This window comes from Streptomyces cyaneus, assembly GCF_004028635.1.
Classification (GTDB): Bacteria; Actinomycetota; Actinomycetes; order Streptomycetales; family Streptomycetaceae; genus Streptomyces; species Streptomyces cyaneus.
The window spans coordinates 674,131-693,216 of record NZ_ML138678.1; the positions used below are offsets into that span (position 1 = coordinate 674,131).

A 19,086-nucleotide genomic window follows, 5' to 3' on the forward strand; every position below is an offset into this window, starting at 1 on the left:
CGGGAACGGAGTTACTTGAGGACCGGCCAGCCACGGACCCAGCCGAGCCTGTTCAGGCCCAGCTTCGGGGTGCCGTTGTCGTCCGCGTCGTAGTAGTGGTACGCCAGCCAGTCCTGGCCTCGGTCTCGGAAGACCGACTCACCGCCGGTGCCGACGTACCTGCCGTGGCCGGCGAGGAGCAGGTCGCCGCCGCCCTCCAGCATGGGCTTGCCCGTGCTGTCGACGTACGGGCCGGTGACGCTTGCGGACCTGCCGACCTTGATCTTGTAGGTGGAGTTCACTCCCGCGCAACAGGCGTCGTAGCTCGCGAACAGGTAGAAGTAGCGGCCGTGCTTCACGATGTACGGGCCCTCGACCGCGTACGGGGCGTCCGGGCGGGTGGCCAGGTGGTGGACGTCGGCGCCGGGGAGGGCCTTGCCCGTCTTCGGGTTCAGTTCGACCATGCGGATGCCCGTCCAGTACGAGCCGAACGACATCCACAGCCTGCCGTCCGCCCGGATGATCGCGGGGTCGATGGCGTTCCAGGTGTCGGTCGTCTCGGACGAGAACACCTTGCCGTGGTCCGTCCAGGTGCCGGGCAGGCCGGAGCGGGACGTCGCGACGCCGATCGCCGAGTGGTTGGTGCCCCAGGACGAGACGGCGTAGTAGAGCCAGTACTTGCCGTCCCGGTACGAGATGTCCGGCGCCCACGGGTCGCCCGTGTCGTTGTACTCGTACCACCAACTCGGCGGCGCGGAGAAGGCGTTGCCCTCGTCGGTCCAGTGCACGCGGTCCTTGGAGAGGCGGGCGCCGATGACGCCACCGGTCGAGTACGCCACGTACCGGCCGGACTTCAGCTTGATGACGGTCGGGTCGTGGATGATCTCCTGCCCGCCGATGGGCTGCGGATCGGGGTAACTCACCGCCGCCTGCGCCGAGTTGGGGAGGAAGGCCAGGAGGACCGCCGCCAGTACGGCGGTCAGCGCTCTGTGTGCTCTCACTGTCCCGCCAATCCCGTGTGGGCGACGCCCGCCACGATCTGCCTCTGGAAGAAGACGAAGACGACGATCAGCGGCAGGCCCGCCATCAGGCCGCCCGCCATGAGCTGGGCCCACTGGATGCCGTAGGAGTTCATGACGGTCGCGATGCCGTTCGGCATGGTCATCAGGTCGGGGTTGTTGGTCACCATGTAGGGCCACAGGAAGTTGTTCCACGAGGCGATGAAGGTGAAGATGCCGACCGCCGCGAGGGAGGGGCGGGCCAGCGGGACCACGATCGTGAAGAAGACCCGCCAGCGGCCCGCGCCGTCGATGAACGCGGCCTCCTCCAGCTCGCGCGGGATGCCCTGGAAGAACTTGTAGAGGATGTAGACCATCGCGGCCGGCGCGCACTGGGGAAGGATCATGCCCCAGTAGGTGTCGACCATCCCCATCTGCTGGACCGTCGTGAACAGGGGTACGCCGAGGACGGCCGGGGAGATCATCAGGCCCGACATGACGATGCCCATGAGCACGCTCTTGCCGCGGAACTCCGTGCGGGCGAAGCCGTATCCGGCGAGGGCGCTGACCGCCAGCACGACGGAGGTGACGCAGACCGACACCACCAGGGAGTTGACGAACCAGTTGGTGACGTTGCCGGTCTCCCACAGCGCCTTCCACGCCTGGACCGTCCAGACCTCCGGAAGCCAGTGCGGCGGGATCTCGGCCGCCTCCGCCTCGGACTTGAACGAGGTGAACAGGGCCGCGGCGATCGGCGCCACGAAGACGGCGGACACCGCGACGCCGATCACCGTGAGGACGATCTGGCCGGTCGTCCAGGGCTTGCGGGACTTGCTGCGTACGGTGCTTGCGGTGCGTGCGGTATGTGCGGTCGTCTCGGCGGTGGTCATCGGCCGCCCTCCTCACGGTTGCGCAGCAGCCACATCCGCGCCAGGGCGACGACTGCGATGATCACGAAGAAGATGATGGACATCGCCGAGGCGTAGCCCACGCGGTAGCTGGTGAAGCCCTGTTCGAGGGTGTACTGCACGAAGGAGCGGGTGCTGAGCTCAGGCCCCGGCGAGAAGTCCATCATCACGACGGCCTGGTCGAAGAGCTGGAGCGAGGCGAGGATCTGGAGCGCGATCACCAGGCCGGTGATGTTGCGCAGCATCGGCAGCGTGATGTGGACCGTGCGGTGCCAGGCGTTCGCGCCGTCCAGTTTCGCGGCCTCGTACAGGTGGTCCGGGATGCCCTGGAGGGCGGCGAGGTAGAGCAGGAAGCTGAAGCCGACCGTCCACCACAGGGTCTCGATGACGATGGCGAGCATCGCGTACGACTTGTCGGTCAGCCAGGGTGTGTCGAGACCGAAGGTCTCGTTGATCAGGCCGATGCCCTGGGTGAACAGCCACTGGAACATATTGGCCGCGACCGTCGAGGGCAGCAGGAACGGCACGAAGAAACACAGCCGCCACAGCCATTTGCCGCGCTCGATGTTGTGGGCGAGCATCGCGAGCAGGAAGGCGAGGACCGTGATGCACGGAACGACCAGCAGCGTGAAGTAGGCGCTGTGGCCGAGCGCTTCCCACATCGCCGAGTCGTTCAGGGCCTCGCGGTAGTTGTCGAGGCCGACGAAGCTCGCGCCCTCGCCGGAGATGTTGGCGTCCGTGAAGCTGAGCCAGACGCCGCGCAGCAGCGGCCAGATCACGAACAGCACGAAGAGCGCCAGGAACGGGGCGACGAACCAGCCGCCGTGCTGGAAGCCCTGCTTGCGGCGGAGGGTCGCGGTGGCGGTCGCCGTCCTGGCGCGTGCCGGTGCGACGACGGTCTGAGCGCTGGTCGTCATGTGAGCGCTGGTCGTCATACGACCGCACCTCCCTGCGCGGCGGTTCTGCCGTCCATCGGGTTCTTCGAGGCGAGGAGCTTGGTGAGGCGCTTCTTCATCGTCCGGGCGACCGCGGCCGGCTTGGCGGAGCCCATGGTCGAGGAGACGACGACCGGGCCGAGGTCCTGGGCGAGGACGCCGGTGGAGCCCGCGAACCACACCTTCGGCTCGGTGGCCTGGTGGTCCATGGCGCTCACGTACTCGTTCTGCGGGGTCAGCTTCTTGTACGCGGCCGTGGCGAGCGTCGGCGTGTACGCGGGGATGTGGCCGCCGGCCGCCCACTGGAGGGCGTGCTTGACGACGTACGCGGCGAGTTCGTGCGCGCCCTCGTTGGTGGCGCCGCCGCGGCCCGACTGGTGCGGCAGGACGAAGGCGTGCGACTCGGCGTGGGTGGCCTGCTTGCCGAAGACGGGCGGCAGCGGGGTCGCGCCGTAGTCCAGCTCGGCGCCGGAGAAGACCGGCACGGACCAGTTGCCCTCCCAGGTGAAGGGGGCACCGTTGATGAACTGCTCACCGGTGGGGGCGCCGGGGATGACGTACCCGTCGGTGACGTGCCTGCGGAGGAACTCCAGTACCCGGGTGGCCTTGTCGGCGTCGAAGAGGACCTCGGTGTTGGCGTCGTTGAACCACTGGCCGCCGAGCTGGGTGTAGAAGGCGACGAAGAACCACCACTGGAAGTTCTGGTCGTTGGTCCACAGGCCGATCGTCTGGAGCCCCTTTTTCTGGGCGGCCTTGGCCTTCTTCAGGACGTCGAACCACTCGTCGGTGGAGGTGACCGGGATCATCCTGCCGTCGTCGCCCAGCAGCCCCGCCTTCTTCAGCACGTCCTTGCGGTAGAAGCAGAGCTGGACGTGGATGTCGAGCGGGAGGGCGTAGAGCTTGCCGTCGATGACGCCGCGCTTCCACAGCGCCGGGTTGTAGTCCTGCTCCCGTACGCCGTACTTGGCGAGCAGGTCCACGTCCCAGGGGTCCAGAAGACGGCCCGGCGAGAAGCCGGTGACGCGGCCCATGTGCATGACGCCGAGGTCGGGTGCGCGGTTGCCCGCGGCCGCCATGGCGAGCTTGGTGTAGAAGGGGTTGCCCCACTGGAGGGTCGAGTCCTTCACGTCGATGCCGGGGTTCGCCTTGCGGAAGGCGTCCAGCATCGCGATCATGTTGGCGCCGTCGCCGCCGCTGAAGAGGTTCCAGTAGCGCACCCGTGTGTCCGCGCCCGAGGCGAGCGCGTCTGCGCCGGTGCCGAGCGCGGCGAAGCCGAAGCTGCCGGCCACCGTCAAGCCGCCTGCGGTGGCCAGAAGTTGCCTGCGGTTCAGGCCAGGTCGTCCCATTCCCTGCCCTTACTGTTCGAGATATCGAATTGTGCACGTAACTTCGAACGGGACCGTAGGCTGCAAGCGCTTTCTAGTCAATGCCTTGTGCACGAATTCCGGGCGACGCCCGAGCCCTGAGCGCCCCTTGGGGCGCGGGCTGTGTCGATATGCGGCTCCGCCGCGTGGGCGCGACCAGCCCCAACGGCCCCGCAGACGACCGACGACCCGATCCCGGCCCCACCCGCGGAGCGCTTCGTTCCCGGTTGAACAACGGTCGCCGGATCACATGACGCGGACACTTCGGGTCGCATAGGCTCGAACGGCCCGCCGAGCGGCGGGGGAACAGGGGATGCGATGGACATCGCGGGCGCGCGCCAGAGGGCGGCCCGGGTCGCTTCGGTGCTACGGCTGCGGCGGTCGCACGCCGGCTCCGCGATGCGCGACCTGACCTCCGATCTGAGCGCCGCCCTGCGTGCCAGACCCCACCCCCCGGCCGATGTCCGCGAGTTGTGCCACGCCCTGTGCGCCGAGATGAGCGCGCGGCGCGGCGGGCGGCCCGTCGAGCTGCGCTTCGAGCAGTTCCCGGACGAGATCGAAGTGACCGGACTGTGGGTGGAGTTCCAGGACTTCGACCTGGTCATCGTCGAGGAGCGGGCCGAGGCGATGCAGCAACTGGTCATCCTCGGCCATGAGCTGTGGCACCTGCACGCCGGGCACGGCCACGACCACACGGCCGGTACGGCGGCCGCGCACGCGCTCGCCGAGCGGCCCGGGTGGCAGGACATCGCCCTCGCGGTGGCCGCCCGCGACGGCTCCCGGCAGCGGGACGAGGCCGAGGCCGACGACTTCGGGCACCGACTGGCCGCCGCCTTCCGGCCGCTGCTGTCGGGGCAGGGGGCGGACGCGCCGCTCGGACCCGTGCAGCGTTCGCTGGGCTATCGCGGGAGCGGGAGGACGGCGCGGTGACCGGGCTGGGGGGTGCGGTGACCGATCTGGCGGGCGCGGTGATCGGTCCGGCGGGCGCGATGGCCGGTCCTGCGGGCTCGGTGACCGGGCTGGCAGGCGCGATGGCCGATCCGGCGGGCCCGGTGACCGGGCTGGCGCTGGACCCCGCCGGGCTTCTCGGTCAGGTGTACATCTCGTTCTGGATCCCGACCGTCGTGCTGACCGCCGCCCTGGCGATCAAGCTGCCCACCATCATCCGGCTCTGGCGGGACCCGCTGCTGCGCGCGGTCGGCGGTCTGCTGCTGCTCGCCTGTGCCGTGTTCGTCTTCGCGGCGCCGGCGACGATCGCCTGGGTCAACCGCGTCACGGGCGTACCGAACTTCGCGGCACCCCTGGTGTACTCCCTGCTCACCGCGTTCTGCGGCTCCTGTCTGCTGCTGATCATCGCCTGGCGCAACGGCCTGTCCGACCGCAACGCCGAGACCCGCCGCGCCATGCGCCTGGTCATCTGCGCGTACTCAGGCGTGATCGTCGCGCTGTGGGTGCTGTTCGCCCTCGCGGACGCGCCGGTGGAGCGGGTGCAGGACCTGGACACGTACTACGCCAACACGCCGTTCATGCGCGAGGAGACGCTGCTCTATCTGCTCGCCCACTGCACGGCCGTCCTCATCACGTCCCGGCTGATCTGGAACTGGGTGCGCACCGAGGGCCTCGACGCCTGGCTGCGCTGGGGACTGGTGTTCCTGGGCGTCGGCTACGGCCTCAACCTCATCTTCGACGCCGCCAAGCTGACCGCGGTCGCCGCCCGCTGGACGGGCCACGACCTGGACTGGCTCAGCACCGACCTCGCGCCGCCCGTCGCCGCCCTGTCCGCCATCCTGATCGCGGTCGGCTTCATCCTCCCGCACGCCGGCCAGTACCTGCACGACCGCTGGCAACTGCGCCTCGCCCACCACCGACTGCGGCCCCTGTACCTGCTGATGAAGGCCGTCAACGGCTCCGGCGTGCGGTTCGTCCTGCACGCCACCCCGGAACTGCGGCTGATCCGCCGGGAGACCTTCATCCGCGACGTCCTGCTGCCGCTGGCCCGGCACATCGACGAGGACCTGCGCAGGCGGTCGTACGACACCGCGCTCGCCCTCGGCTTCCCGCCCGGCCGGGCGAAGGCGCTCGCCGCCGCCGTGACCATCCAGGACGCCGTGCACCGCAGGAGCCGGGCCCCGGCCGACGGCAACGGCACGGGCGGCCCCGACACCACGGACCTCCTCCAGGAGATCGGGGCCGTCTCCCGAGCCCTCCGCCACCCCGCCGACCTCGAGGCGGTCCGTGCCCGCACGGCCGCCCCAGCACAGAACGTGCCCGTACATGACTGAACGCACCACCCACGCCGTCGTCCTCGGCGGCTCCCTCGCCGGCCTGCTCGCGGCCCGCGCGCTGGCCGACGTCGCCGACCGTGTCACCGTCGTGGAACGCGACGTGCTGCCGGCCGGCCCCGAGCCGCGCAAGGGCCTGCCGCAGGCCCGGCACGTCCACCAGCTGTGGTCGGGCGGCGCCCATGCCATGGAGGAGCTGCTGCCGGGCATCGTCGGACGGCTGCGGGAGGCGGGGGCGCACCGGCTGCCGGTGACCACGGACATGGTGGCGCTGTCGCCGTACGGCTGGTACCGGCGGTGGGCCGAGTCGCACCACATGCTGCTGTGCAGCCGGGACCTGCTGGACGCGACCGTGCGGGCGGCCGTCCTCGCCGACGAGCGCATCGAGGTGGTGCAGGGCACCGAGGTGCTCGGGCCGGTCGGTACGGCCGCGGCCGTGACGGGCGTACGGATCCGGACGCACGACTCCCCCGAACGGACCCTGTCGGCCGACCTGGTCGTCGACTGCACGGGGCGCGCCTCGCGTACGGCCGGCTGGCTGACGGACCTCGGCCTGCCGGCGGTCGAGCGACGCGAGGTCAACTCCGGGGTGGCGTACGCGAGTCGGGTGTTCCGGGCGCCCGAGGCGGCGCGGGAGGCGTTCCCGGTCGTCAACGTCCAGCCGGACCCGCGCGCCGGAAAGCCCGGCTGCGGGGGCGTGCTGCTGCCCATCGAGGACGGACGGTGGATCGTCACCCTCTTCGGGTCCCGGGGCGGTGAACCGCCCACCGAGGCAGAGGACTTCGTACGGTACGCGCGTGAGGAGCTACGGCATCCCGTCATCGCCGAACTGCTCGCACACGCCGAGCCGTTGACCGACGTGGCGTACACCCGGACGACCGCCAACCGGCGCCACCACTACGAGCGGATGCCGGCCTGGCCCGAGAACTTCGCCGTCCTCGGGGACGCCCTGTGCGCGCTCAACCCGATCTACGGGCACGGGATGTCGGTCGCCGCCCAAAGCGCCGTCGCCCTACGGGATGTGATACGGCGTCAGGGCTGGGGTGCGGCCGGCCTGTCCCGGCGGATCCAGCGGGCGGTGGCGCGGCCGGCGTCGGCGGCGTGGGACCTGGCCCTGGGGATGGACGTGTTCTATCCCGGGGCGACGGAGAACGGCCCCACCCTGCGCGACCGGTTGCTGGCGGCGTATGTGGGCCGGCTGCTGTACACGGCCACCGGGAACGGGCGGATCGCTCGGCGGGTCACGGATGTGACGTCGCTGGAGCGGGGCGCCGAGGTACTGCTCGCCCCGTCCGTGCTGCTGGCCGCACTGTTCGGCCCCCTCAAGCCGCCGCTGAGCGGGCCGCCGTTGACGGCTGAGGAGCGGAAGGCGGCGGGGCTGCGGTGAGCGGGCTCGCCGGGAGGCCCGGTGGGCCGACGCGGGCGGGGTGACCCGCCCGCGGCTGCCGTTTCTCAGCTCGGTGCGTCAGCCGGCGAACGCCGGTTGCGCCAGCCCCTTGCCCGCCCCCGGCACCACGAACACCGACCCCGCCAGCGGTGGCGGTGACGCCAGTCCGACGCGGGCCGTCGTGATGTACAGGTCGGTCAGGTCGGGCCCTGCGAACGCGCACGCCGTCACCCGGGGCACCGGAAGCGCGATCACCCGGTCCAGCTCACCGTCCGGCGTGTAGCGACGTACGGCCGCGCCCTCCCACAGGGCCACCCACACACACCCCTCGGCGTCGACGGTGAGCCCGTCGGGGAACCCGGCGCCGTCCTCGATCTCGACCAGCGGACGCCGGTTCCCGGCCCGACCGTCGGCGAAGTCGAACACATCGACACGACGGGTCGGCGAGTCGATGTAGTACATGAGGCTGCCGTCCGGGCTCCAGCCGGTGCCGTTGCTCACGGCCACGTCGTCGAGGACCACCTCGACCGAGCCGTCACCGGCGACCCGGGACAGGGTGCCGCCGCCGGGCGCCTCGTCGTAGCGCATGGTGCCCGCCCACAGGGAGCCGTCGGGGGCGACGGCCGCGTCGTTGGCCCGGCGGCCGGGGACGGGCTCGTGGTGCAGCCAGCGGAAGGTGTCGTCCGGGTCCAGCAGCCCCACGCCGTCCCGGAGGTTGAGGACGAGGCCGCCGCCGACGCGCGGCTTGACGGCGCCGATGTGCTGCGGGGTCGTACGGACCGAGCGGCGCCCGGAGACGGGGTCGTAGGTGTGGATCCGGGACCCGAGGATGTCGATCCAGATGAGCCGACCGCTGTCCGGATCCCAGGTCGGCCCCTCACCGAGCTCCGCCTCCGCCTGGACGGCGACCTCGTACGCCGCCGTGGCACGCTCCGTCATGCCACGCTCCGGTGTCCGAGGCGCTCCGACAGTTCGGCGGCACCCTTGGCGGCGAGCTGCTCCAGCTCGCCGCGCCGCTCGTCGCTCCAGCGGATCATGGGGACGGAGATGGACAGGGCGGCGACGACCTGCCCGGTACGGTCCCGCACCGGGGCGGCCACGCACGACACGTCCGGGTTGGACTCCCGCCTTTCGACGGCGATCCCCCGCTCCCGAATCTCCGCAAGGGCCTCGCGCAGGGCGCCCGGGTCGGTGATGCTGTTCGGTGTCATACCGACGAGCTCGGCCGAGTCGGGGACCCGGGCGGTGAGCTCGGGCTCGGGAAGGGAGGCCAGCAGCATCTTGCCGACCGACGTGCAGTGCGCGGGCAGCCGGCGCCCGGCGGCGGACACCATGCGCACCGCGTGCGTCGAGTCCACCTTGGCGATGTAGATGACGTCGGTGCCCTCGAGGATCGCCACGTGCACGGTCTCGTCACAGGTCTCGGCGACGGACCGGGCGACCTGCTGCCCCTCGGCCGCGAGGTCGAGCTGCTCGGCGTACCGGCTGCCGAGCTGGTACGGCCGCACCCCGAGGCGGTACCGTCCCGGCTGGCCCGGCACCTGGACGATGTACGACCTGGCTGCGAGCGTGGTGACAAGCTCGTGCACGGTGGTGCGCGGCAGCTGGAGCTTGCGCACGATGTCGGGCGCGGAGAGCGTGCCGTCCCCGTCGAGGAAGAGCTCGAGAATGTCGAGAGCCCTGGTCACGGCTGGTACGAGGCGTCCCACCTTCGGCCCCCTCCCTTGGGTGTCAGTAGTGAGGCTGCGTTCGAAATTTCAACAGCCGATCGGAATAACGAACACAGGCTACTCAAAATGCGTTTGCCCGGGCAATGGGCAGGCGGGGACCAGCTCGAAAGCTCCGCGGAGGCGATCCACGGCCAGTACCGTTGCCCGTGTGCGGCACGTCACAATCTGTCGCACGGGGAGGCACCGGGGGCCGTCGTATGCGCATGCCCTCAGGTGAGTGATGTGGGGGGTTCTGTGCGCGAAATGATCAAGGGCTCGAACGTGGCGCTGGCCGCCCTGAGCGAGGACGTCGGCTCGGCGATCGTCAGCCTGGGCTGGGGCAGCCCGACCGGTGAGGGCGACGCCGACGTGTCCGTCCTGCTGCTGGACACGAACGGAAAGGTCCGCAGCGACGCCGATTTCTACTTCTACAACAACCCGGTGGCGGCCGACGGCAGCGTGCAGCTCCTGGGCAAGACGCCGACCGAGGACGGCAACGAGGACCGGATCAGCTTCGATCTGACAGCGGTCCCGCCGGATGTCGAGCGGATCGTCGTGGCCGCGAGCCGGTACGGCGAAGCCCGCTTCGGAGATCTGGAGAACCTGCAGGTGAGGCTGGCCGACGCGGCCGGTGAGAGCCTCCTCAGGTTCGCCATCGACGACGCCGCCGAGGTGAGCGCGATCATCTTCGGCGAGCTGTACCGGCGCGGCGAGGAGTGGAAGTTCCGTGCCGTCGGGCAGGGGTACGCCTCCGGGCTGGCGGGGCTGGCGACGGACTTCGGGGTGGACATCGACGACGATGCGGCCGAGGAGGAAGCGCAGTCGGGGACGGAAGCGCTGACCGACGAGGCCCAGGCTCCCGACGAGGCAGAAGCACGGTCCACGGCGCAGGCGCCGGGCGCGGCCGACAGCAGCGCTCAGCCGGATCCGACCGCACCGGCCACCGCGACGGAGGCGGCGACGCTGGAGGCGGTCCCGGCCCCCCGACGGCCCGTCGAGGAACCCGGGCCGCGCAAACCGGCCGCCCGGCCCCGCACGGCGAAGAAAAAGGCGCCTGCGCACAGCACGCCGCCGAAGTCCCTGGCGGAGAACGACTCCTGGAAGCCGGCCAGGCTCTTTCCCGTCTCGGCGCTCAAGAGCGACCGGGACCGGGAGATGCGCGCCACCTCGGTGCTGTTGTCGGTCATGGCCCAGGTGCCCCGGTTCGGCAGGCGGCTCACCGCCGCGTTCGGGGCGCCGTCCGGCCGTATGGAGACGTTCACCGAGGTGTCCCTGCCGCACGGCGACACTCCCCGACGCCCCGACGGAGTGATCCGCATCGAGCGGGCCGGCAAGCTGTGGACGGCACTCGTCGAGACCAAGACCAACGGCAACGCCCTCAAGGCCGACCAGGTGCAGGCCTACATGGACATCGCCGCCCGGCGCGGCTACGAAGCCGTGATCACGGTGTCGAACGACGTCGCGCTGGAGGGCAGCCCACTGGTCGATGTCAAGATCGACGGGCGGCGTAAGCACAAGGTGGCGCTCTGGCACCTGTCCTGGGCCGAAGTGGCCCATCAGGCGCAGCTGCTGATCCGGCACGAGGGAGTCGGCAACGCGGCGCGCACCTGGCTCCTCCAGGAACTGCTGCACTACCTCCAGCACGAGAACTCCGGCTGCCACGGCTTCCAGAACATGGGCGCGGCATGGGTGCCGGTACGCAACGGCATCAGCGACGAGACCCTGTGCCAGGGCGACCCGCGCGCCCTTGAGGTGGTCGAGAACTGGGAGCGCCTCGTCCGCCAGGTGTGCCTCAGGCTCGGCGGCGAACTCGGGCAGAAGGTGCTCCCTGTTCAACGCGCCAGGCGTGGCACCGACCCCGGCGCCCGCCGGGTTCAGCTGGCCGACCAGCTGTGCCGGGAAGGCAGGCTCCAGGCGGAGCTCCGGGTCGAGAACGCCCCGGGCCTGCTCACGATCGGCGCCGACCTGCGCACCGGCAAGCTGCGCACGTCTGTCGAGATCCCCGCACCCGAGCAGGGCTATCCCCTGACCTGGGCCAAGCGGCTGGTCCGCCGCCTCGCCGAGGCACCGGCGGACCTGCATGTCGAAACCCTGGTGGAGGGAGAGACGGGTGGCCCCCGGGGCACGCTGGAGCGGCTGCGCCCCGAACCGGCGGACATGCTGCCGAAGGGCGGCGCCACCCGGATCACCGGCTTCCGCCTGTCCCTCTTCAAGGGCATGGGAAGCACCCGAGGCAACACCGAGTCCGGCTTCATCCGCAGCGTGGACGAAGCGGTGCAGCGCTTCTACACGACCGTGGTGGTCCACCTGGACCGGCCCGCACCGCGACGCACCGCGCCGAAGGAGGCCGCCGCCGTCACGTAGGAGCTGAGGGGGGTCTTAGGGTCTCAGGGGTCTCAGGCCCCCTCAGCTCTGAAGCTCTGAGCCCCTCAGCCCTGAGGCTTCGCCGTGCGCGCCGTGCGGACGAACGTGACGTCGAAGCCCGTCGTCCACTGTTCGCCGTCCGGTGACTGCTCCCAGCGGCCCTCCATCGTGTCGCCGTCGGCGCCGAGGGTGGCGGTGAGGCGTGGTGGAAGCCGGGAGCGGCGCGGGGCCGTCTCGGGGCCCACGTCGGCGCCCTGGACGAGGAAGGCGCCGCCTTCCAGCCACGCGAACTCCGTCCGGATCGGCCCGACGCTCCGCCCGAGGGCCCACAGGTCCCACTCACCCCATCGCCGCCCCTTTCCTCCCCACCGAGCAGCCGAAGGGCCGCCGAATACGCCGAGACAAGTACGCGGGGTTAGTCCCGCCGTCAGACGCCTTGACCGCCCCCGCCCGGCACGGTGGTGCTCATGAAACTGAGCCGTCCCGCCCGCCGGGCCTCCCTCGTCGTCCATGTCGTCGCCGCCGCGAGCTGGCTCGGGCTCACGCTCGGGCTGCTCGCGCTCGGGATCACCGCGGCCACCACCGGGTCCGCGGTGACCGTGGAGGCGTCCGTGCGGGCCATGAAGCTGTTCTCCGACTGGCTCCTGCTGCCGGTCGCGTTCCTCACGCTGGTCAGCGGGCTGGTGCTGGCGCTGGGTACGCAGTGGGGACTGGCGCGGCACCGGTGGGTCTGCACCAAGTTCTGGGTGACCCTCGCCACGACCACCGCCACCGTCTTCGCGCTGCGCCCCGGCGTGAACTCCGCAGTCGCCGCCGTCGCCGCGGGCGGGCCGCTGCCCGACGCCGGTGAGGTTCTGTTCGGGCCGATCGTGTCGCTGTCCGCGTACGTCTTCATGACGGTGATCTCGATCCTCAAGCCCTGGGGGCTCACCCGACGGGGCCGACGCCTGCGCGCCACGTCCGCCCGCACACCCGCCGGCACCACCGGCCCGGCCCGCCAAACCGCGTGACCCGGTCCTCGGCAGCCTGGCAGGATGCGCGCATGGGGAACACATGTGCGTGGCCCGTGCTGCGGACCACGGACCTGGATGAGGCGTTGGACCTCGCGGAGCGGCTGCTGGCGGTCGCCACTTGGTACGAGCCGTCCTGGTGCCATCTGGATGCCTGGGCACACAGTGAGAGCGAACTGCGACAGCTGACCGACGCCTTTCCCGGTGCCGGAGTCACGTCGTACGGGGCGGATGGCGCCCTGCTGCCCGCCAACGTGGCCGTCGGGATCGAGACCGTCGTCGAGGCCCGCGAGACACTCGCAACCGGCATGGCCATCACGCGGTGCCACATCCTCTGGCACAACCTGAAGTGGCCCCCGGTCCCGGAGCTCGGGCTGGACGAGGAGTACAAGTACGCGGAGCTGGAGGTCGCGTGCCACAGCCACGACATCCACTGCGAGAAGTGGGCACCCGAGCACACGGTCTTCATCCACGCTCGTCCCGGCCACGACGAGCGGGCCGCCTGGCTGGCGGCCCAGGTCGACGCACGGGTCGTCGGGCCCTCCGAACACGGCTGGTGACGGGGGCGTCTTGGGCGTGAGAGTCGGCTACGGCACCCAGCCGGAAGTGATCGCCGCCCTGGTGCACGCCGTCGGCGAGGCGGCGGGCCTCTCGTACGACGAGGATCGGACGGTCGCCGCGCTGGGCCTCGATCGCTTCGGCACTGTTGGGTCGACCCGTCTGGACCGGCAGGGAGCCAAGGCCCTGGAGCGCTCCGCCGGGTGAGACGGCGGTCCTGTTCCGGGGGAAACTCGCCGTGCCCTCGGTCGCGCTGGACGCCGGACTGTTGGCGGCTCACGCGTCAGAGGTACTGCCCGTCATCCGCCCCCTTCCCCGACTCCGGCCACACCTTCACCGCCACCACATGGGCGAAGTTGACCAGCGCGAAGCCGTTCGCGGGGTCGTCCGGGGCGGTGAGTTCGAAGCGTAGGGTGCGGCCCTCGTCGAAGGCCTCGTTCAGGGCCACGACCGCCGACTCCAGGGTCGCGAAGTCGCTGGTCCGCACGGTCAGGGGTTCCCCCTTGACGGGCTGGAGCCAGATGTGTAACTCCGGTTTGTCGGACATACGGCCACCATGCGCGACGCGACCGACGCGCACAAGTACCGCACGGCGGGCAACCTCCACGGCCCCGGCGGCGACAGGCAGGTGAAGTCCCGAAGTCCGTTCCTCACCAAGGGAGTTCACCATGCGCACCCGCCTTGCCCGGCTCGGCGCCGTACTCGCCGCGATCATCGCGTTGGTCGCCGGGCCCGCCGTCACCGCGTCCCCCGCCCAGGCCGCCGACCAGTGGAATCCGCCGGCCACCCTCGTCCAGCCCCTGGGCGAGGTCTGGAACCACGTCGAGTCGACCTACCCGAACCTCTACGGCTTCCGCAACTACGGCTGGGACCAGGTCATGGCCAACCGCGGCAGCGTCAACTACTGCGTCCGCTGGGAGTCCGACGCCCCCGTCAGCGCCGCCCTGCGCGACCAGATCCACGCCGCGCTGAAGAAGCAGTTCGGGAAGTGGATGGCCGCCATGGTCGAGAGCAACGGCACCGGGCACAATGCCTGGCCGTACACGAACGTGCCGGTCAACATCGTCGGTTGGGCCGTGAAGAACCGCTCCACCCTCCAGTGGAGCGACAACTCGGTCGACATCTACGCCGGCATGCTGGACAGCGGCGGCGCCCCGCAGTGCGCCCCCGACTGCGGCCGGTTCTTCCACCAGGACGGCAACTACTCCAAGTGCCCGGGCGGAGCCGCCCGCCACTACGACCAGTCGCTGTGGCTGACCAAGGGGTTCCAGGGCGGTGCCGGCGGTGACTGGGGGCAGCGCGTCGGGCAGGAGTACTTCACCTCGGCGCTCGGCCAGGAGAACATCCATATCTATCTGCATGAAGTCGGCCACACCTTCGGGCTCGACGACTTCTACGACTGGACCCCGACCGGTCAGTGCTGCTTCCTCATGAAGGCCGGATCCGCCGCGCAGATCACCGAGTTCGACAAGTGGATGTTCCGGGACTTCTGGCGCCACCTGAAGAGCCGCTACGGCTTCTGAGTCGCAGAGCAACAGAGCAGCCCGAGCAACAGAGCAACCCGAGCGGCGGCTATCGGCGCGTCTCCCCCAGCACGCCCTTCAACCGCTGCGCACGCAACACCAGCTCCAACTCGAACCGCCGGTCCGGGTCGTCCATCTCGTCGCCCCACAACTCCCGGATCTGCCGCAGGCGATAGCGGACCGTCTGGGGATGCACCCCCAGGCGGGCCGCCACCTCCGGCGCCCCGCCCCTGGTCTCCAGCCACGCCAGTAACGTCTCCGCCAGCCGTCGGCCGTGCGTGGGCCCGCAGTGCTCCAGCGGGGCCAGGCACCGCAGCGCCAGGTCGTCGATCAGTTCCTCCGGCTGCAGGAGCACCAACGCCTCGGTGTGCTCGGTGCAGTACAGGACGTCGCCGGCCGGCAGCAGCCGCCGTTCCATGAGGCCTACGGCGGCCTCGGCCCAGCGCAGCGACTTCGCCGCGTCGGCAAGGGGGACCGGGGGGCCGATCGCGCCCGCCCAGCCGGTCAGTGCCCGGTGCAGCAGTTCGGGGCGGCCGGCGGCGTCCGGTTCGGGGACGACCATGCGGGGCTGCTCGTACTCCATGTCGAGCAGGACGCCCTGCCCCACCGCCGGGGCCACCGCCTCCCGCGCCGGGCGCAGCAGCACGCCCACGGCGACCTTCTCCGGCAGCGGCCAGCCGATCCGGGCCGCCCGCTCCGTCAGGGCGTCCGCCGGATCGCCGCGGTGGTGTTCGACCAGCAGGAGTTCCATCAGGCGGCGTTGGAGGCGTAACCGCTCGCCGGCCTGGCGTGCCGCCGCCTCCGCGTAACCGCGCACCGACTGGTCGACGAGGCCGTCCAGATACTCGTAGCCCGCGTCCACCAGTTCGTACATCGCGGGCGGCGGAATGTCGACGCGCTGGCCGATCTCGGCGAAACGACGCCAGGCCAGGCGTACGCCCATCCGGTAGATCGCCTGGAGCGAGTCCAGGGAGCGGCCGTGCAGGCCCTCGCCGCGGCCGAACTCCTGGAAGACGCCCGGCGGGACGGTCGGGCGGCCCTCGGACGTCTCCAGGTGCTGGACGAAGACCTCGATCGCGCGCCGGATGCCGACCATGGCCATCGGCTCGCCCGACTCGTCCAGGACGACCGGCAGATGCGGGTACTCGCGGCGGATCTCGCGCAGGATCTCCTCGGCGAGGGCCGGGGCCTCGGCCATGGCCAGCTCCGCGAAGCGGCGGACCTGGAAGCGGGGCACTTCACGCCAGGCCGAGCGGGGGGCGACGGCCGCGGCGGCCACGGAGGCCGGCGAGGTGGCTGCCACGGTCAACTCCCCTGGCCTGCTTGCTCGTATGTGATCAATGGTGTGTTCGGCTGGTCGGGCGTCGCTTCCAGCAGCGCGACGACGCCGAGCGCGGCACCCACCGCGAGTACGGCGGCGAGCGCGACGGTCACCGTGGCGGCGAGCAGTCTGGACATCGCAGGGTCAGCCTCTCTGCATCCGGAGGTCGTCCCCACCCCGGTGGTGCCAGCCTGTTCCCGACCCCTGCCTGTCGGGTTCAGTCTCGACAAGCCGGGTCAGCCCGTCAAGACATTGACACTCCGTCAAGGGACGCCTACGGTTCCCGGCCCAAGAACGGCCAGGCAACGACCGTGCACCGACCGTGCATCGACCATGCGTCAATTTCCCAGGAGTGCCGGATGCGCCGTACAGCCTCACCTCTCTCGTTGATCCTGCTGGGCATCGGCACGTTTCTGCTGGTACTGGCGCCCTTGCTCGCCTGGTACGTGACCCCGCGTGCCGCTGTGAACCCCATCGACATCGACACCACCGCCGTGTACAAGGGCACCGGCAGCGTCTTCGACACCGACAAGATCGAGACCGTGCCGGACCAGAAGATCACCGTCACTCAGCGGGTGCGCGGCAATGTGGCGGAAAGTGAGCGCAGCGGCAACGCCGTGTGGGACGTGATCACCACCGTCGACACCGACAAGTCGCTGCCGGCCGCCGACCCGCACGACGCGCTGGACTTCACCCCGCACCGCTGGGTGATGGACCGCAGGACGACGAAACCGGTGCACTGCTGCAAGGAGACCCCGTACATCGAGGGCGAGGCCTATCTGAAGTTCCCGTTCGACGTCGAGAAGCGCTCCTACCAGTGGTGGGACAACACCGGCGGCACCACGATCACCCTGCGGTACGACGGCACCGAGAAGGTCCAGGGGTACACGGGATACCGGTTCACCGGCACGGTCGCGCCCCGCAAGGTCGGCACCCGGCTCGTCCCCGGCAGCCTCGTCGACCAGCCGAAGCGGCCGCAGGTGCTGGCCGAGGAGTGGTACTCCAACCACGGGTTCAGGCTGGTCGTGGACCAGCGCACCGGCCGGGTGATCTACGCGCAGACCGGCCCGCGCCGCACCCTGCGGGCGCCGGGCGGCGACAAGGACGCGGTGGTGCTGCTGGACAGCGAGAAGATCGCGTTCACCACGGCCACGCAGAAGGAGGCCGTGCGGCAGGCGAAGCGGGACAGCGGTCTGCTGCGCATGGTGGGCGAGACGCTGCCGATCGGGGCCGCTGGGGCGGGATGCGTGCTTGCGGTGGTGGGTGGCGTTTTGGTGGCACGAGGGCGTAGGCGCCCCGAATCGCCGGGTACGGTCGAGATGCCGCAGCCCTCGCTCACAATGTGACGTGACGTCAGCTCTAATAAAGCCCGAAATTGTCACGCCGGTGAGTAGCCGTGGCGAACGGCTGGGCGAAAACTGTCCAACCCCACCCGGACACAGCCTGTCCACACCCCACGCACAACGCCCGTAAATGACCAAGAAGCTCTGAATCCCCCCCACGGGACCCAAACCCCTCATCTTCCCCCACGCTGAGTTCCGCACCCTGAGACGAGTTGGAGCACCCATGCCCCAGCACGTGCCGTCCTCGCTGCGCGCCACCCTCCCCTGGGCGTCGCAGCAGCACCCTCCGGCGCTCCCCCCACATCCGCGCCGAATCGTTTTTCTCGCCCACCGTGACCTGGGCAACGAGGCCGCCGGCGGCTCCGAGCTGCTGGTCGACCGCCTCGCTGACGGGCTCACCCAGCTCGGCCACCAGGTCACCCTGCTGTGCGGGGGCCCGGCGGCGTACCGGGACTACCGGGTCGTGTCAGCCGGTGGTTCCTACGGCCACTACCTGCGCGCCAGATCCGCCTTCGCCCGTCAGGTGGGCGACTGCGATCTGCTGGTCGAGGTCTGCAACGGGATGCCGTACTTCGCTCCGCTCTGGCATAGCGGGCCGACGTTGTGCCTGGTCAACCATGTGCACACCGATCTGTGGAAGATGCGGTTCGGCGGGGCGCTGGCGCCTGCGGCGCGGCTCGGTCGAAGACTGGAGCACTGGGCGCTGACCGGGGCGCAGCGGCGGAGTCTGATGGTTGCCGTGTCGCCGTCGACCGCGCAGGCGCTCCGCGGGATCGGCGTCGAGCGGGAGCGTATCCGTGTGGTGCACAACGGGGTCGAGGAGCCGGGCCCGCTGAGTGACCGCTCGCCGGAGCCGCTGTTCGTGGCCGTCGGGCGGCTCGTCGAGTACAAGCGGATCGATCTGCTGCTGCGGCTGTGGGAGCGGGTGCGGCCGGTCACCGGCGGGCGGCTCGTCATCGTCGGGGACGGGCCCGAGCGGTCGTCTCTCGAGCAACTCGCCGGGCCCGGCGTCGAGTTCGTCGGCCATGTGTCGGAGGCGGAGAAGCATCGGCTGCTGTGTGCGGCGTGGCTGTTGCTGCATCCGTCCGCCGTGGAGGGGTGGGGGCTGGTCGTCACCGAGGCCGCGACTCGTGAGACGCCGACCATTGCCTTTGATGTGCCTGGGCTGCGGGATTCCGTCGTGGACGGGGAGACCGGGGTGCTTGCGGGCGGGGAGTCTTCCTTCGCGGCCGCGTGGTGCACGCTGGCGTTGTCCGGGCATCGGCGGGAGTTGATGGGGAAGGCCGCGCGGGATCGGGCGGCGCGGTATCGGTGGGATCGGACGGTACGGCAGTTTCGGGCGGTTGCGGCGGAAGCGGTGCGACGTGGCGCCTGAACGCCGAGGTGGTTCGGTCGTCTCGCGACT

At 70.6% G+C, this 19,086-nt stretch carries 20 protein-coding genes; 10 read left to right on the forward strand and 10 right to left on the reverse strand.

The genetic code is table 11. From position 1 onward, the window contains the following. Positions 1–11 precede the first annotated feature (11 nt). From EHO50_RS03025 to EHO50_RS03040, 4 genes are read right to left on the reverse strand one after another with little or no spacing between them, the layout of a single operon-like run. Positions 12–980, reverse strand: coding sequence for an arabinan endo-1,5-alpha-L-arabinosidase (locus tag EHO50_RS03025; RefSeq protein WP_128428218.1), 969 nt, complete (start codon positions 978–980; stop codon positions 12–14). Then, entirely contained in the window at positions 977–1,867 is an 891-nt protein-coding gene (locus EHO50_RS03030; RefSeq protein WP_128428219.1) for a carbohydrate ABC transporter permease, read from the reverse strand. The genes EHO50_RS03025 and EHO50_RS03030 overlap by 4 nt, the downstream gene beginning before the upstream one ends. After that, entirely contained in the window at positions 1,864–2,802 is a 939-nt protein-coding gene (locus tag EHO50_RS03035; RefSeq protein WP_128428942.1) for a carbohydrate ABC transporter permease, read from the reverse strand. The genes EHO50_RS03030 and EHO50_RS03035 overlap by 4 nt, the downstream gene beginning before the upstream one ends. 14 nt (positions 2,803–2,816) lie before the next feature. Further along, complete coding sequence (locus EHO50_RS03040) at positions 2,817–4,166, reverse strand: extracellular solute-binding protein (protein WP_128428220.1); 1,350 nt, start codon at positions 4,164–4,166, stop codon at positions 2,817–2,819. A gap of 336 nt (positions 4,167–4,502) precedes the next feature. Between EHO50_RS03040 and EHO50_RS03045 the strand changes: the two genes are divergently transcribed. From EHO50_RS03045 to EHO50_RS03055, 3 genes are all read left to right on the forward strand, one after another. Then, entirely contained in the window at positions 4,503–5,114 is a 612-nt protein-coding gene (locus EHO50_RS03045; RefSeq protein ID WP_181449542.1) for a toxin-antitoxin system, toxin component family protein, read from the forward strand. A 122-nt stretch (positions 5,115–5,236) separates the two neighbouring features. Beyond that, positions 5,237–6,466: an MAB_1171c family putative transporter gene (locus tag EHO50_RS03050; protein ID WP_128428944.1), complete on the forward strand. Its 1,230-nt coding sequence runs from the start codon at positions 5,237–5,239 to the stop codon at positions 6,464–6,466. Next, on the forward strand, positions 6,459–7,853 hold the full coding sequence (locus EHO50_RS03055) for an NAD(P)/FAD-dependent oxidoreductase (protein ID WP_128428221.1): 1,395 nt from the start codon (positions 6,459–6,461) through the stop codon (positions 7,851–7,853). Before EHO50_RS03050 ends, EHO50_RS03055 begins: the two co-directional genes overlap by 8 nt. Positions 7,854–7,931: 78 nt before the next feature. On the opposite strand, the gene EHO50_RS03060 is transcribed toward EHO50_RS03055, so the two are convergent. Further along, positions 7,932–8,792, reverse strand: a complete 861-nt coding sequence (locus tag EHO50_RS03060) for an SMP-30/gluconolactonase/LRE family protein (protein WP_128428222.1) — start codon at positions 8,790–8,792, stop codon at positions 7,932–7,934. Then, a complete protein-coding gene (locus tag EHO50_RS03065; protein ID WP_128428223.1) occupies positions 8,789–9,562 on the reverse strand; it encodes an IclR family transcriptional regulator in 774 nt (257 codons plus the stop codon). The genes EHO50_RS03060 and EHO50_RS03065 overlap by 4 nt, the downstream gene beginning before the upstream one ends. Positions 9,563–9,826: 264 nt before the next feature. Here EHO50_RS03065 and EHO50_RS03070 point away from each other — a divergent pair, with 264 nt between their 5' ends. Then, entirely contained in the window at positions 9,827–11,926 is a 2,100-nt protein-coding gene (locus EHO50_RS03070; RefSeq protein WP_181449565.1) for a TerD family protein, read from the forward strand. Positions 11,927–11,991: 65 nt separating this feature from the next. Here EHO50_RS03070 and EHO50_RS03075 read toward each other — a convergent pair whose 3' ends face one another. Further along, positions 11,992–12,171: a hypothetical protein gene (locus EHO50_RS03075; protein ID WP_128428225.1), complete on the reverse strand. Its 180-nt coding sequence runs from the start codon at positions 12,169–12,171 to the stop codon at positions 11,992–11,994. Positions 12,172–12,393: 222 nt separating this feature from the next. Here EHO50_RS03075 and EHO50_RS03080 point away from each other — a divergent pair, with 222 nt between their 5' ends. The 3 genes from EHO50_RS03080 to EHO50_RS03090 are packed head-to-tail and all read left to right on the forward strand — an operon-like array spanning position 12,394 to position 13,701. Then, positions 12,394–12,936 carry a DUF2269 family protein gene (locus EHO50_RS03080; RefSeq protein ID WP_128428226.1) on the forward strand — a complete coding sequence of 181 codons (543 nt, stop codon included), beginning with the start codon at positions 12,394–12,396 and terminating at the stop codon, positions 12,934–12,936. 32 nt (positions 12,937–12,968) lie between these two features. Next, the gene (locus EHO50_RS03085) at positions 12,969–13,496 is read left to right on the forward strand and encodes a hypothetical protein (RefSeq protein WP_128428227.1); all 528 of its coding nucleotides are present in this window, start codon (positions 12,969–12,971) and stop codon (positions 13,494–13,496) included. Between the two features lie 10 nt (positions 13,497–13,506). Further along, positions 13,507–13,701: a hypothetical protein gene (locus EHO50_RS03090; protein WP_128428228.1), complete on the forward strand. Its 195-nt coding sequence runs from the start codon at positions 13,507–13,509 to the stop codon at positions 13,699–13,701. Positions 13,702–13,777: 76 nt separating this feature from the next. On the opposite strand, the gene EHO50_RS03095 is transcribed toward EHO50_RS03090, so the two are convergent. Continuing rightward, on the reverse strand, positions 13,778–14,041 hold the full coding sequence (locus EHO50_RS03095; protein WP_128428229.1) for a hypothetical protein: 264 nt from the start codon (positions 14,039–14,041) through the stop codon (positions 13,778–13,780). Positions 14,042–14,162: 121 nt separating this feature from the next. Between EHO50_RS03095 and EHO50_RS03100 the strand changes: the two genes are divergently transcribed. Continuing rightward, positions 14,163–15,017 (forward strand): hypothetical protein, encoded by an 855-nt coding sequence (locus EHO50_RS03100; protein ID WP_128428230.1) that lies wholly within the window; start codon positions 14,163–14,165, stop codon positions 15,015–15,017. Positions 15,018–15,066: 49 nt separating this feature from the next. On the opposite strand, the gene EHO50_RS03105 is transcribed toward EHO50_RS03100, so the two are convergent. Then, a complete protein-coding gene (locus tag EHO50_RS03105; protein WP_246100998.1) occupies positions 15,067–16,320 on the reverse strand; it encodes a PucR-like N-terminal domain-containing protein in 1,254 nt (417 codons plus the stop codon). A gap of 2 nt (positions 16,321–16,322) precedes the next feature. Further along, the gene (locus EHO50_RS43865) at positions 16,323–16,475 is read right to left on the reverse strand and encodes a hypothetical protein (RefSeq protein WP_164904735.1); all 153 of its coding nucleotides are present in this window, start codon (positions 16,473–16,475) and stop codon (positions 16,323–16,325) included. 222 nt (positions 16,476–16,697) lie between these two features. Here EHO50_RS43865 and pgfA point away from each other — a divergent pair, with 222 nt between their 5' ends. Together pgfA and EHO50_RS03115 are read left to right on the forward strand one after the other, a co-directional pair. Next, positions 16,698–17,684 carry a cell envelope lipid trafficking protein PgfA gene (pgfA, locus tag EHO50_RS03110; RefSeq protein WP_128428231.1) on the forward strand — a complete coding sequence of 329 codons (987 nt, stop codon included), beginning with the start codon at positions 16,698–16,700 and terminating at the stop codon, positions 17,682–17,684. 220 nt (positions 17,685–17,904) lie between these two features. Continuing rightward, a complete protein-coding gene (locus tag EHO50_RS03115) occupies positions 17,905–19,056 on the forward strand; it encodes a glycosyltransferase family 4 protein (RefSeq protein WP_128428232.1) in 1,152 nt (383 codons plus the stop codon). The last annotated feature ends 30 nt before the right edge of the window (positions 19,057–19,086 follow it).

What these genes read in the sequence shown, in the direction of transcription:
- EHO50_RS03080 (WP_128428226.1), top strand. Translation starts at nt 12,394, where the DNA reads ATGAAACTGAGCCGTCCCGCCCGCCGGGCCTCCCTCGTCGTCCATGTC.
- EHO50_RS03040 (WP_128428220.1), bottom strand. Translation starts at nt 4,166, where the DNA reads ATGGGACGACCTGGCCTGAACCGCAGGCAACTTCTGGCCACCGCAGGC.
- EHO50_RS43865 (WP_164904735.1), bottom strand. Translation starts at nt 16,475, where the DNA reads ATGTCCAGACTGCTCGCCGCCACGGTGACCGTCGCGCTCGCCGCCGTA.
- EHO50_RS03060 (WP_128428222.1), bottom strand. Translation starts at nt 8,792, where the DNA reads ATGACGGAGCGTGCCACGGCGGCGTACGAGGTCGCCGTCCAGGCGGAG.
- EHO50_RS03070 (WP_181449565.1), top strand. Translation starts at nt 9,827, where the DNA reads ATGATCAAGGGCTCGAACGTGGCGCTGGCCGCCCTGAGCGAGGACGTC.
- EHO50_RS03095 (WP_128428229.1), bottom strand. Translation starts at nt 14,041, where the DNA reads ATGTCCGACAAACCGGAGTTACACATCTGGCTCCAGCCCGTCAAGGGG.
- pgfA (WP_128428231.1), top strand. Translation starts at nt 16,698, where the DNA reads ATGCGCCGTACAGCCTCACCTCTCTCGTTGATCCTGCTGGGCATCGGC.
- EHO50_RS03115 (WP_128428232.1), top strand. Translation starts at nt 17,905, where the DNA reads ATGCCCCAGCACGTGCCGTCCTCGCTGCGCGCCACCCTCCCCTGGGCG.
- EHO50_RS03045 (WP_181449542.1), top strand. Translation starts at nt 4,503, where the DNA reads ATGGACATCGCGGGCGCGCGCCAGAGGGCGGCCCGGGTCGCTTCGGTG.
- EHO50_RS03055 (WP_128428221.1), top strand. Translation starts at nt 6,459, where the DNA reads ATGACTGAACGCACCACCCACGCCGTCGTCCTCGGCGGCTCCCTCGCC.
- EHO50_RS03035 (WP_128428942.1), bottom strand. Translation starts at nt 2,802, where the DNA reads ATGACGACCAGCGCTCAGACCGTCGTCGCACCGGCACGCGCCAGGACG.
- EHO50_RS03100 (WP_128428230.1), top strand. Translation starts at nt 14,163, where the DNA reads ATGCGCACCCGCCTTGCCCGGCTCGGCGCCGTACTCGCCGCGATCATC.
- EHO50_RS03085 (WP_128428227.1), top strand. Translation starts at nt 12,969, where the DNA reads ATGGGGAACACATGTGCGTGGCCCGTGCTGCGGACCACGGACCTGGAT.
- EHO50_RS03030 (WP_128428219.1), bottom strand. Translation starts at nt 1,867, where the DNA reads ATGACCACCGCCGAGACGACCGCACATACCGCACGCACCGCAAGCACC.